The organism is Xanthomonas sp. NCPPB 1067 (assembly GCF_020783795.1).
Lineage (GTDB): Bacteria > Pseudomonadota > Gammaproteobacteria > Xanthomonadales > Xanthomonadaceae > Xanthomonas > Xanthomonas melonis.
In genome coordinates, this window is sequence record NZ_JAJGQG010000040.1 from 1 (window position 1) to 13007 (window position 13007).

Consider the following 13007-nt stretch of genomic DNA (forward strand, 5'->3'; position numbering starts at 1 on the left):
TGGTTCGCCTCAATGCCATGGTCAGAGACGGCACTCCATGGCGCGAAGTTGCCGGGTAGAAGACAGTTGCTCCTACATCGGTTGCCGAACGACTGGGGCATAAGGCCGAAGCATCGCGCAGCACCTAGCCCGAGATGGCCAGACGTTCCTGGTGGTAGCGACGCACCGCTGCGTACCACAGCCCCGCGGCCAGACCAAAGCCGGCCAGCAGATACACCGCCCAGGTCTGCGCGGTGATGGTCTCATGGCGAATCACCTTGAGCAGCATCTGGTTCTGCGCCAGGAAGGGCACCGCGAACTGCCAGAGCTGGGTCTTGAGCGGATACGCCATCAACGCGTAACCGGGCAGCATCGGCAGCAGCAGCAGCCAGGTCATATGCGCCTGCGCTTCCTTCATGCTCTTGGCAGCGGCCGCCAGGTAGGTCAGCAGCGAGGTGCCCACGAACAGCATCGGCACCAGGATGAACAACATCTGCAACATCGGCACGAAGCCGACGTTGAGCTGGCGGCCCAGGGTCGATGTGGACAGCTGTGCGCTGAGCTTGAACGCCAACAACGTGAGTAGCAGCGACACCATGCCGATCACGCAGGCGGCGGCGATCTTGCCGCTGACGATCGCGCTACGCGGCGCGGGCGTGGCCAGCAGTGGTTCCAACGACTGCCGTTCGCGCTCGCCGGCGGTGGCATCCAGGATCAAGGAAGCGCCGCCCAGGAACGACGTGATCACCAGCAGCACCGGCAACAGCATCGCCATCACCTGGCCGCGCTTGGCTTCGGCGGTGGCCAGATCCTGCGCAGCCACTTCCAGCGGCCTGCCCACCTGCGCATCGATGCCGCGCGCCAGCAGACGCAGTGCGCCCACCTGCTGGCTGTACGCACTCAATGCCGCCTGCAGGCGCATGCTCGGCACATCGGCCTCGCGACGGGTGCTGTCCTTGATGACCTCCACCAGGGCCGGGCGGCCCTCGCGCCAATCCTGCGCATAGCTGTCGCTGATGCGCAAGGCGACGTCCACATCCTGATTACGGATGGCGGCGGTCAGATCCGCGGGTGCATCCACCGCATTGAGCCCCTGCGCGGCCAGGAAGCGCACCAGATTCGGCGCATGCGCGCGACCGAGCGTGGGAATGTCCAGCGGCTTGTCGATCTGTGTGCGTACGCGGCTCTCGCTCAAGGCGCCCATGCCGAGAATCAGGATGGGATACAGCAAGGGCGAGAGCAGCAATGCCAGTGCCAGGGTGCGGCGGTCGCGCGAGATATCGCGCAGTTCCTTGCGCAGCACCGTCCACACCGTAGCGAACAGGGAGGTCTTGCTCATGCGTGCAGTCCTTCTTCCGAGCCGATCGCCTTGACGAAGGCGTCTTCCAGATTGTCTTCGCCGGTGGCCGCGCGCAGCTCGTCGGCGCTGCCGGATGCCACCACCGTTCCCCTGGCGATGATGACGATGCGATCGCACAGCGCCGCCACCTCCTGCATGATGTGGCTGGAGAAGATCACGCAGCGTCCTTCCGCACGCAGCTGCTGCAGGAATCCGCGCATCGCGCGCGTGGTCATCACGTCCAGTCCGTTGGTGGGTTCGTCCAGGATCACGTTGCGCGGGTCGTGCACCAGCGCGCGTGCAATGGCGGTCTTGGTGCGTTGGCCCTGGCTGAAGCCTTCGGTCTGGCGGTCGAGGATGTCGTCCATGTCCAGCGCGGCGGACAACACCTGGGTGCGCTGCGCGATCTGCAGCTGCGACATGCCGTGCAGCTCGCCGAAATAGGCGATGTTCTCGCGCGCGGTCAGCCGCTTGTACACACCGCGCGCGTCCGGCAGCACGCCGAGCGCACGGCGCACCGTCACCGGATCGTGCGCGGCATCCACGCCATCGACGGTGACACGGCCCTGCTCCGGCGACATCAGCGTATAGAGCATGCGCAAGGTGGTGGTCTTGCCGGCCCCGTTGGGGCCGAGCAGGCCGGTGATCTGGCCATCGGCCGCGCTGAAACCGACGCCGTCGACCGCCTTCACCACCCCGGTCTTGGTCTGGAACGACTTGTGCAGATTCTCGACGACGATCATGCGTGCGCCTCCGTGGCGTGGTCGATGTGGCTCATGGTTCCCATCCGTTGAACGAAGTGAACGCGGGCACGGTGGTCAGGCTGGCCACACAGGTGGTTTCCAGCGTCCTGGCATCGGCGGTCTGCAGGAACTGGCTCAGCACCTTGGGCATGCAGCCGAGCCGGAACACTCCGTGACCCTGCCCCGGCGCGACCACGTGACGGCCATTGGGCAGGCCCTGCAGCACACGCTGCGCATAGCGTGGCGGCGTCACCGGATCGAGCTCGCCGGACAACAGCAGTACCGGCAACGTCGACTGGAACGGCGCAGTCGCAGCGCTGGGCGCAGGCTTGGAAGGCCACACCTTGCACGGTGCGAAGAACATCTCGGCCACCGCGTTGCCCAGCAGGGTGGCGTCCTTGTCTTCGGGCGCGCGATAACGCCCTGCATCTTCGCTGCACAACACCGACCATTGCATCGGGCGATTCATCTGATCGGACATGTCCGAAGCACTCATCTGCGCCAGCGCCATCAACGCGCCATAGCGTCCGGCAGCCGCCTCATCCAGCACCAGCGGCAGCAGCGAGGCGGTTTCCGGCGCGTACGAAAATCCGAAGGCCAAGCCCACGACCGTGTCGGCGGTGACCTGTTCATGCCGCAGCACACCGGTACGCGGGTCGCGGTAATCCACGGCCACCGGCGCCTGCCGCAGGCGTTCGACCACCTGCCGCAACTGCGTGCGCGTATCCACCGTGAAACGTTTGGCGCACGCTGCGGTGGAGGCGCAATGCCTGGTCTGCAGCGCAATGGCATCTTCGAAGGTGCGTGCGAACTCGCCGCCGATCACCAGATCGTTGGGAGCCACACCATCGAGCACCACGCTGCGGGTGTGAGCGGGATAGCGCATGGCGTACTGCTGCGCGACGCGCGTGCCGTACGAGGCGCCGATCAGATTGAGCTGTTGCACGCCCAGCGCTGCACGCACCGCGTCCAGATCGGCAATGGCCTCGGTGGTGGTGAAGTAGCGGGGATCTGCGTCGTTGCGCAGGCCGTCGGCGCAACGACGTGCGTAGTCGGTGAGCTGCGCGACGCTGGCGGCGGCGCCATCGTCCATCTCCAGCGGCTTGCCGGCGGGATCGCGGCACACCAGCGGATGCGATCCGCCGGTGCCGCGCTGATCGACCAGAAAGACATCGCGTTGTTTGCGTGCCTCACGCAAGCCCATGTCCACGATCGCGGCCACCTGCGTGGCCGACTGCCCCGGCCCGCCGGCGATGAAGAACACCGGATCGGGCGTGCTGCCGCCGCCGGCGTCGCTTTCGAGCCAGGCGATCTTCAATGCGATCTTCCGCCCGTTCGGCACCGCCGGATTTTCCGGCACCTGCAGGTGCGCGCATTGTGCTTCGATGTTGCCGGCGGCGCTGCCGGAACTGAGCGTGCACGGGGCGAATTCCAGTGCGCCGTAACGATTGCCGCCGGTGGCCGTGGCCGCCGTTTCCCCAACCGTCGGCGTGGCGTCTGCCGCCTTGCCGGACGCGCCTGCCTGCGGCGCCTGCGTGCGCTGGCATCCACCGGCCAGCAGCGCGATCAGCAAGGCCGCTGCCAGATTGACCTGCTTGTACATATCCATCTCTCCTAGTGCCCGTTCCCTGACCTTGCTGCCGCCCGAATGACCGCCGCAGCTACTGACCTTCTTCGTATAGAAAGACCTGTTCGATCGGCTCGCCGAACAGACGCGCGATGCGAAACGCCAATGGCAGGCTGGGATCGTACTTGCCGGTCTCCAGCGCATTGATGGTCTGCCGTGACACTCCCAGTTGCTCGGCCAATTCGCCCTGCGACCAGCCGTTGGCCTCGCGCAACACGCGTACCCGACTGTTCATTGATACCGACGCGCATTGATGGCCTTGGTGAATCCGTAGGTCATGCACAACATCGGAAACACCCAGATCATCGCCGCCGCTGCCGGCACCGCGATCAGCTGCGCCGATTGCAGGAAGCCGGCGGTCATATAGACCATGCTGACCAGGCCAGCGGCAATGGCGATCGATTCCAGCTCGATGCGGCGTTGCAGTTCGTCCGAATCGCGGACGAAACGCGCCACGGCACGCATCGCCAGCATCAGCAGCAGCGCCGGCAGCAATGCGATCAACACCCGACCCCAGCTCTCATGCACGCCGGCCAGCAAGCGGCGCCAGCACAGCATCACTGCAACGTAGGCCAGCATCGGCGGAGCGAATTCGCGGCGGTAGCGACGTACCAGCGCAGGCGGTGCGCAATCGCGCAGGCTGTCGCGCCCGACGCGCAGCATCAAGGCCACCAGCAAGCCGCTGATCCCGCAACCGATCAGCAATCCCTGGGTGTAGTCGCTCATCTGCCACGGCAACCAGCGCCGCACACCGCCCAGCAGCAGCACGCCGACACTGACCACCTGCAAGGCGCGACGCGCCAAGGCAGCAAGGCTCATGGTGTCGCCCTCGCGGTGACCACTGCCTGCGCGCCCGCCGCTTGCGGCAGGGATGCCACACAGCGCGGGATATGTGCGCGTGCAGTGCTGTCGGGCCGCGCCTGCGGCGGCAGAGGGATCGCGTCGTTCTTCATCTCATCTATCCCGCAGCCAGTGTCAAGTTCCCTTGACAGGCAGAGTGCGCGTCGATGCGCATCCTGTCAAGCGTCCTTTACACCGCACCGTGGCGCAGTGCAGGTGCGCGATCGGCATTCGCACATGGCAGGCCGCATATCGCCATGTGGCGACCACGGCCAGGCGCTCTGCTCGGCTACATCGCGCAGGTCACCGGCCAACGAGCGCGACCACGTTGCAGTACACGCATCACACTGCGTGCCGCCCTGCGGCCGGTGGCCGATCGATTCCGTTACCCTTGAACGCCTCTTCACAGTGCCCCCCCATGACCGCCGCGCCAGGCGCGGTCGCAGTCGGTGGCGGTCCCCGCACTCAACTCCCGGAGCGACCATGCGGTTGAACACCCTCTTTGCGATGACGCTGGCCTGTTGCATCGCCACCCCGGCCCTGGCGCAAGGCGCGGCACCGCGGGAGATCGTGCTGGATGTCGCGGCGGCCGGCGAACCGGTGGATCGGTTCTACGACCTGTCGGTCGGGTCGGATTTCCCGGGCACGCTGATCCGCGGCGACACCCAGGCGCATCTGGTGCCTGCGGTCCAGGAGCTGGGATTTCGCTACATCCGCTTCCACGATGTCTTCCACGACGTGCTGGGCACGGTGAAGGAGGTCGACGGCAAGCTCGTCTACGACTGGACCCGGCTGGATCAGCTCTACGACGCGCTGCTGGCCAAACGCATCCGCCCGTTCGTCGAACTGGGCTTTACACCCGCTGCGATGAAGACGTCCGAGCAGACGCTGTTCTATTGGAAGGGCAACACCTCGCATCCGGATCCGGCCAAGTGGACGCAGCTGATCGATGCCTACATCCGGCACATCCGTGCGCGTTACGGCGCCGACGAAGTGCGGCAGTGGTACTTCGAAGTGTGGAACGAGCCCAACCTGAAGGATTTCTGGGAGAACGCCGACCAGCAGGCCTACTTCGACCTGTACGCCAACACCGCGCGCACCATCAAGGCGATCGATCCGCAGCTGCGTGTCGGCGGCCCTTCCACCGCAGGAGCGGCCTGGGTGCCGGAACTGCTCGCCTTCGTGGCGAAGAACGCACTGCCGATCGATTTCGTGACCACCCATACCTACGGCGTGGAAGGCGGGTTTCTCGACGAGAACGGCAAGCAGGACACCAAGCTATCCGCATCTGCAGACGCCATCGTCGGCGATGTACGCCGGGTTCGCGCGCAGATCCAGGCGTCGCCCTTTCCCGATCTTCCGCTGTATTTCACCGAATGGAGCACCAGCTATACCGCGCGTGATTTCGTCCACGACAGCTACATCAGCGCGCCCTACATCCTGACCAAGCTCAAACAGGTGCAGGGCCTGGTGCAGGGCATGAGTTACTGGACCTATACCGACCTGTTCGAAGAACCCGGCCCGCCGCCCACGCCATTCCACGGCGGTTTCGGGCTGATGAATCGCGAAGGCATCCGCAAGCCGGCATGGTTTGCCTACAAGTATTTGAACGCGCTCACCGGCCGCGCCATTCCGCTGGCCGATGCGCATGCCATGGCCGCCGTGGATGGCAAACGCATCGCCGCGCTGGCGTGGGATTGGCAACAACCGGTGCAGGCGGTGAGCAATACGCCGTTCTACACCCGCCAGGTGCCGGCCACCGACTCCGCACCGCTGCGCTTGCGCATGACCCAGGTGCCGGCCGGCAGTTACCGTCTGCAAGTCCACAAGACCGGCTACAAGCGCAACGATCCGCTGTCGCTGTACATCGAGATGGGCATGCCCAAGGCATTGAGCCCGCAGCAGCTCACGCAGTTGCAGCAGGCGAGCGTCGATGCGCCCGAGCAGGACAGGGCCGTGCGCGTCGGTGCCGATGGCGTGGTGGAGGTGCGCGTGCCGATGCGCAGCAACGACGTGGTGCTGGTCACGCTGCAGCCGCGTTGATCCATAGGGGCCACCAGGGCCGCCCTGGTGGCCGGCAGATCTGGGCAGCGGGTGTGATCGCGCCGGCATCGCGCTGCCGGCGAGCGCCGACACCGGCGCCTGCCAGGCGAACCCCGTCTTCGCGCTCAGCTCTTGGGCGGCGACGAACTGACGTACTTCTCGCGGCGGATCTGCGCATTCGGCAGGCCGGCAGCCTTCAGCGCCTCGGCGCAGCTGTCCACCATGTCCGGGTTGCCGCACAGGTAGGCGATATCGTGCGCGGCATCGGGCGCGAACTCGGCCAGTTGCTGCTGGACGTAGCCGTGCCGGACATCGGGATGCGGCTGCGCCGGCAGCTCGCGCGAGAAGCACGGCACATAGCGGAACTGCGGGTGCGCATCGGCGAAAGCACGAAAATCCTCGCCGTACAGCAGTTCGGCCGGCGTCCGCGCGCCCTGCAGCAACACCACTTCCACGCCGCGGGTGGCGATCGCCTCGGCCAGCAACGGCAGCATCGAGCGGTACGGGGTGACGCCAGTTCCGGTGGCGATCAGCAGATAGCGTCGATTGTGGTCGCCGGCCTGCAGGCAGAACCGGCCGTACGGTCCGCTGGCCTGCAACTGGTCGCCGATTTCCAGCCCTTCGAACAACGCGGTGGCCGAGCCGCCGGGCACGAAGCTCACCGCGATGTCCACCGCCTCGCCCGGTCCCAGCGCGTGGTCGTGGATGGTGGCCAGCGAATAGCTGCGCTTGGTCGCGGTCCCGTCCGCATAGGCGAAATGGATCTGGATGAACTGCCCAGGCTGGAAATCCAGCGGCTGGCCGTCGTCGCGTACGAACTGGCAGTGGGCCACGGTCGGCGCGAGCATGCGCCGGTCGACAAGCTTGAGGGGAAATTGAACAGGCACGAACGTATTTGGGACAGTCTGTGATCGGGGCGTACCCTCGCGGGCTTCTATAATAGCGGGCTGCAACTCGCTGCGCCGTGACCCTGGCGCGAAGGATCCTGCTTGAATTCCCCCTCTCCCAGTGCGCCCGCCCTGCGCGTGTGCGATCTGCGCAAGACCTACGACAACGGCACCCAGGCGCTCAAGGGCGTGTCGCTGGATGTGGCGCCGGGCGACTTCTTCGCCCTGCTCGGCCCCAACGGTGCGGGCAAGTCCACCTTGATCGGCATCATCAGCTCGCTGGTGAATCTGTCCGGCGGGCAGGTGGAAGTGTTCGGCACCGACCTGGTCGCCCACCGCAGCGAGGCGATGCGGCTGATCGGCCTGGTACCGCAGGAGATCAACTTCAATCTGTTCGAGAAGCCGTTCGATATCCTGGTCAACTACGCCGGCTTCTACGGCATGCCACGCAGCGATGCCGAGCGTCTGGCCGAAGCGGAACTGCGCCGCGCGCATCTGTGGGAGAAGGCCCAGGTGATGAGCCGCACGCTGTCCGGCGGCATGAAGCGACGGCTGATGATCGCCCGCGCCATGATGACCCAGCCGCGCCTGCTGATCCTGGACGAGCCCACCGCCGGGGTGGACATCGAGATCCGCCGCGACATGTGGCGGGTGCTCAAGGACATCAACGCTGCCGGCACCACGATCATCCTGACCACGCATTACCTGGAAGAAGCCGAGCACCTGTGCCGCAACCTGGCCATCATCAACCACGGCCAGATCGTCACCCAGGGGCCGATGCGCGCACTGCTGGCCAGGCTCGATGTGGAGGGCTTCCTGTTCGATATCGACGGCGAGCTGCCGGCGCAGCTGCCGGTGATCGAAGGCACCACGCTCACCGCCATCGACGGCCACACGCTGGATCTGGACATGCCGCGTGCGATGGACCTCAACCGCGTGTTCGCCGCGCTGGGCGCTGCCGGCATCCGGGTGCGCTCGATGCGTACCAAGAGCAACCGGCTGGAAGAATTGTTCGTTCGCCTGACCGGGCCCGGCGAGAGCCTCGCCCCGGCGCCTGCCGCAGCGGCGCCTGCGCGCCCGGCAGGTCACCCATGAGTCCCTCGGAGCCGTCGATGTCCGCCACGTCCGCCACACCCCGCCAACGCAACTGGATCGCGCTGGGCACCATCGTGCGCCGCGAAGTGCAGCGCATCCTGCGCATCTGGGGCCAGACCCTGGTGCCGCCAGCCATCACCATGACGCTGTACTTTTTGATCTTCGGCGGGCTGATCGGCTCGCGCGTGGGCGAGATGGGTGGCTACAGCTACATGCAGTTCATCGTGCCGGGCCTGGTGATGATGAGCGTGATCCAGAACAGCTACGGCAACATCTCCTCCAGCTTCTTCGGCGCCAAGTTCGGCCGTCATGTGGAAGAGTTGCTGGTCAGCCCGATGCCCAACTGGGTGATCCTGTGGGGCTACGTGGCCGGGGCGGTGCTGCGCGGGGTGATGGTCGGTGCCATCGTGCTGATCATCGCGATGTTCTTCACCCCGGTGCGCATCCCGCATCCCATCGTCACGCTGACCACGGTGCTGCTGGGCGCGACCATCTTCTCGCTGGCCGGCTTCGTCAACGCGGTCTACGCCAAGAAGTTCGACGACGTGGCGATCGTGCCCACCTTCATCCTGACCCCGCTGACCTACCTGGGCGGCGTGTTCTATTCGGTCAAGTTGCTGCCCGGCTGGGCCGAGGCGGCCACCCACGCCAACCCGATCTTCTACATGGTCAACGCCTTCCGCTATGGCCTGCTCGGCAGCTCGGATGTGCCGATCTGGGTGGCCTACGCACTGATGCTGGGCTTTGTCGCCGTGCTCAGCGCGCTGGCGCTGTGGTTGCTGCGGCGTGGTGTCGGGCTGCGTAGCTGACGCCGGGCGCGGATTTCATTGGAAACGTCGGTGGCTGGCGGACGCGCTGCCCCCATCCGCCCTTCGGGCACCTTCCCCCGCAAGCGGGGGAAGGGCAAGACCAGATTGACTGAGGACAGATCAGTTTATGCGCATGCTCATTCTCGGCGCCGGTGGCACCGGCGGTTACTTCGGCGGGCGACTGGCGCAGGCCGGCGTGGATGTCACCTTCCTGGTGCGCGATGCGCGTGCGGCGCAGTTGCAGGCCGACGGCTTGCGCATCCGCAGCCCGCTCGGCGATGCGCAGGTGCCGGTGGCGCACGTCACCGCCGATGCATTGCCGGCGCTGGTGGCGCAGCAGCCGTTCGATCTGGTGATCCTCAGCTGCAAGGCCTACGACCTGGACAGCGCGATCGAAGCGATTGCGCCGGCGGTGGGCGAGCACACCACGGTGCTGCCGATCCTCAACGGGCTGCGCCATTACGCAGTGCTGGACGACCGCTTCGGCGCCGCGCGGGTGCTGGGCGGGCTGTGCTTCATCAGCGCCAGCAAAGGCGAGCACGGCGAGATTCTGCACCTGGGCAAACCGGCGGCGATCACCTTCGGCGAGCGCGATGGGGGTGCGGCCTCGGCACGGGTGCAGGCGTTCGCCGCCGCCTGCGCGCAGGCGGGTATCGACCATCTCGCCAGCGAGCAGATCGCGCAGGAACAGTGGATCAAGTACAGCTTTCTCACTGCCTTGGCCGCGGCCACCTGCCTGATGCGTGCGCCGGTGGGCGCGATCGTGGCCACCGACGATGGCCGCGCGCTGATCAATGGCCTGTACAACGAATGCCTGTGGGCCGCCGATGCGGCCGGGCAATCGATTCCCGATGCGGCCCGCAGCAAGGCCCTGCAAACGCTGCTGCAGGTGGATTCGCCACTCAAGGCCTCGATGCTGCGGGATCTGGAAGCCGGCCAGGACGTGGAAGCGGCGCAGATCGTCGGCGACATGCTGGCGCGCGTGCGCGAGACCGGACGCAATGCGCCGCTATTGATGGCCGCCAACGTGCATCTGCAGGCGTATCAGGTGCTGCGGCAGCGCTGATGGGGTGTGCAGGCGCTGGTGTGCGCGATTGTGTGCGTGCGGCATCGGCTGCCCCCATCCGCCCTTCGGGCACCTTCCCCCGCAGGCGGGGGAAGGGAGCTGAGACCAGGGACGGCGGTCGCCTACACGGCAATCGGCTTGCCGCTGCAGGCGTATCGAGTGCTGCGGCAGCGCTGATGGGATGACAGGCGCTGGTGTGCGCGATGTGTGCGCGCGGCATCGGTCGCCCCCATCCGCCCTTCGGGCACCTTCCCCCGCAGGCGGGGGAAGGGAGCGCGTACCAAGAGGGAGCGCTTACCGAGGACGGCGGTCGCTACACGGCGGTGAGCCGACGGCCGCCCCGTCATGGCCCTTCTCCCGCGCGCGGGAGAAGGTGGCGCGAAGCGCCGGATGAGGGCGCACCTGCTTGCCGCAGTCTTCGCGCCGCCACCACGCCGCGCACACGATGCTCTGCATCCCCTCCCAGCCGCGCCTGCCATGAAGCTGCTCAGCCACCTGTTCCGTGCCGGTCATTTCGTGATCCTGGCGTTCTTCGTGCTGTGCGCGGCCGGCCTGGTGGCGATGGCGGGACTGGAGTTATGGCATGGCTTCAGCCCGGGCGGCGACATGGTGATACGCGACCGTTTCAACGTGGTCCTGGAGGCGGTTGGCCTGCTCACGGTGGCACTGGTGACGCTGGAACTGGGCCAGACCATCTTCGAAGAAGAGATCCTGCGCGACGTCAAGGTCAGCGGTCCCACGCGCGTGCGGCGCTATCTGTCGCGCTTCTTCGTGGTGATCGTGATCGCGCTGGCGATCGAAACACTGGTATCGATCTTCGAACTGATGCACGCCGACCCGGCCAAGCTGCCCTATGCCGCCGCCATCGGCTCATGCGCTGCGCTGCTGCTGGTCGCCTGGGGCGTGTTCGTCAAACTCAATCGCAGCGCCGAAGAGCTGGAACCGGAGGCGATGGAAGAAGCCAAGCGCGAAGACCGCGAGGTCGAGGAGTAGGACGTTCCGCTTCACAAGCCCAGCAGCGCGCTCATTGCCATCGTGCAACACCCTCGGCCGACGCGCGCACTGCGCGACACACGCACACGCATGTTTGTATCGTGAAGCGAACCAGCCTTCTTCTCACCATTAGAATCGCCTTGGCCGAAGACATGGCGGCAAGAGTGGGCTGCTAGAGTCCACCTGTTCAGGCCTTCACCATCTGGACATGACATTCCTTGCATCCACCTATCCCCGCTTGGGCACACCGAGCGGGGATTTTCATTGAAGTCCTCCATGCTCTCTCTTTCTCTCCGCTGTGCTTCATCGGCACTGTTGCTGGCGGCAGCTGTGTTCGCCAACCAGGCCTGCGCCCAGGCAGTCGGCGCCCCAGATGGTTTCGCCGCCGGTGTCACCGGTGGCGGTAATGCCGCCGCTGTCAGACCCACCTCCCTGTTGGAACTGCAGCAAGCGCTCTGCAGCAGCTTCGACGGCAATCGATGCATTGACACCACTCCGCGCGTGATCGTGCTGGACAGGACCTTCGACTTCACCGGCTCGCTGATCACCAACGGGTCCTCGATCACGACCACGACCGGGTGCGTGGCGACCACCTGCAGCACCGGCACCAGCCAGTTGGGTTTGAACATCGCCAACTATTGCGCAGGCCGCACCGCTGCGCAGGTCAGCTTCGATAATGCCGGACGCACGCCCCTGCAGATCGGCTCCAACAAGACCCTGATCGGTCTGGCCAGCGATGGCGCCATCACCGGGCGCGGGCTACGTGTGGGTGGCGGCAACAGCAACGTCATCATCCAGAACATCACGATTTCCGACATCAATCCAGGCGTGGTGTGGGGTGGCGATGCACTCGCAATCGACGACGCGGACGGCGTCTGGGTGGACCACAACCGCTTTGCGCGCATCGGCCGACAAATGGTGGTGACCGGCTTCGGCAGCGCTTCGCACGTCACCCTGTCCAACAACGAATTCGATGGACGCACCGACACCTCGTCCACTTGCGACAATCGGCATTACTGGTTGTGGCTGTTCCTGGGCGCGCACGACACCATCACCGTCGCACGCAACTATGTGCATCACACCTCCGGTCGTGGGCCGCATGCCGGCGGCCTGAACAACGCATCGGTGCTGGCGCATATGGTCAACAATTATTTCGAAGACCTTTCCCGGGAGGGCGCCGCGATGCCGTTGACCTCGACGGCGCTGTTGCTGCTGGAAGGCAATTACTTCAACAAGGTCAGTCTGCCGGTCTACATCTATCCGCACAGCCCGGGCCCCGGCTACACGTTTGCGCCCTTCGTCGGCATGCGCGATCCGCGTAACGACCTCTGCCTGCAATACCTCGGTCGGGAATGCGTGGCCAATGACCAGATCGCCAGCGGCAGCAAGAATCGGCCGCTGGACGAACAAGCCCTGGCAGCGTTCGGCCCGGTCAGCGCATCGCTGGTGACACCGGCCTCGGCGTCCAGCGCCGCGAACACCGTGCGCGCGAATGCCGGGGTGGGCAAGATCAACTAAATCACTGGTTCCTGGTGACGGCGGCGGCGTGCATGCCGCCGTCGGCGGCGCCCAGTCCGAGCACGGCC

At 65.9% G+C, this 13007-nt stretch carries 12 protein-coding genes; 6 read left to right on the top strand and 6 right to left on the bottom strand.

Annotated elements, in window-relative coordinates; translation table 11 throughout:
- Positions 1–124: 124 nt before the first annotated feature.
- From LL962_RS19465 to LL962_RS19485, 5 genes are read right to left on the bottom strand one after another with little or no spacing between them, the layout of a single operon-like run.
- Positions 125–1318 carry an ABC transporter permease gene (locus LL962_RS19465; RefSeq protein ID WP_228318095.1) on the bottom strand — a complete coding sequence of 398 codons (1194 nt, stop codon included), beginning with the start codon at positions 1316–1318 and terminating at the stop codon, positions 125–127.
- Entirely contained in the window at positions 1315–2061 is a 747-nt protein-coding gene (locus tag LL962_RS19470; RefSeq protein WP_104587727.1) for an ABC transporter ATP-binding protein, read from the bottom strand. Before LL962_RS19470 ends, LL962_RS19465 begins: the two co-directional genes overlap by 4 nt.
- Before the next feature lie 31 nt (positions 2062–2092).
- Complete coding sequence (locus tag LL962_RS19475) at positions 2093–3670, bottom strand: alpha/beta hydrolase (protein WP_228318096.1); 1578 nt, start codon at positions 3668–3670, stop codon at positions 2093–2095.
- A gap of 52 nt (positions 3671–3722) precedes the next feature.
- Positions 3723–3923: a helix-turn-helix transcriptional regulator gene (locus LL962_RS19480; RefSeq protein WP_104587729.1), complete on the bottom strand. Its 201-nt coding sequence runs from the start codon at positions 3921–3923 to the stop codon at positions 3723–3725.
- Positions 3920–4507 carry a hypothetical protein gene (locus LL962_RS19485; RefSeq protein WP_104587730.1) on the bottom strand — a complete coding sequence of 196 codons (588 nt, stop codon included), beginning with the start codon at positions 4505–4507 and terminating at the stop codon, positions 3920–3922. The genes LL962_RS19480 and LL962_RS19485 overlap by 4 nt, the downstream gene beginning before the upstream one ends.
- Positions 4508–5011: 504 nt before the next feature.
- Between LL962_RS19485 and LL962_RS19490 the strand changes: the two genes are divergently transcribed.
- Entirely contained in the window at positions 5012–6571 is a 1560-nt protein-coding gene (locus tag LL962_RS19490; RefSeq protein WP_228318097.1) for a GH39 family glycosyl hydrolase, read from the top strand.
- 125 nt (positions 6572–6696) lie between these two features.
- Here LL962_RS19490 and LL962_RS19495 read toward each other — a convergent pair whose 3' ends face one another.
- Positions 6697–7524, bottom strand: coding sequence for a ferredoxin--NADP reductase (locus LL962_RS19495; RefSeq protein WP_228318098.1), 828 nt, complete (start codon positions 7522–7524; stop codon positions 6697–6699).
- Between the two features lie 36 nt (positions 7525–7560).
- Between LL962_RS19495 and LL962_RS19500 the strand changes: the two genes are divergently transcribed.
- The 5 genes from LL962_RS19500 to LL962_RS19520 all read left to right on the top strand — a co-directional run bounded on the left by LL962_RS19500 (position 7561) and on the right by LL962_RS19520 (position 12939).
- The gene (locus LL962_RS19500) at positions 7561–8553 is read left to right on the top strand and encodes an ABC transporter ATP-binding protein (protein WP_228318099.1); all 993 of its coding nucleotides are present in this window, start codon (positions 7561–7563) and stop codon (positions 8551–8553) included.
- Complete coding sequence (locus tag LL962_RS19505; RefSeq protein WP_228318100.1) at positions 8550–9362, top strand: ABC transporter permease; 813 nt, start codon at positions 8550–8552, stop codon at positions 9360–9362. Before LL962_RS19500 ends, LL962_RS19505 begins: the two co-directional genes overlap by 4 nt.
- A 127-nt stretch (positions 9363–9489) precedes the next feature.
- Positions 9490–10428 (top strand): 2-dehydropantoate 2-reductase, encoded by a 939-nt coding sequence (panE, locus tag LL962_RS19510; protein WP_228318101.1) that lies wholly within the window; start codon positions 9490–9492, stop codon positions 10426–10428.
- A gap of 477 nt (positions 10429–10905) precedes the next feature.
- Entirely contained in the window at positions 10906–11421 is a 516-nt protein-coding gene (locus LL962_RS19515) for a hypothetical protein (protein WP_228318102.1), read from the top strand.
- Positions 11422–11697: 276 nt separating this feature from the next.
- Entirely contained in the window at positions 11698–12939 is a 1242-nt protein-coding gene (locus LL962_RS19520) for a polysaccharide lyase family 1 protein (RefSeq protein ID WP_228318103.1), read from the top strand.
- Positions 12940–13007 lie beyond the last annotated feature (68 nt).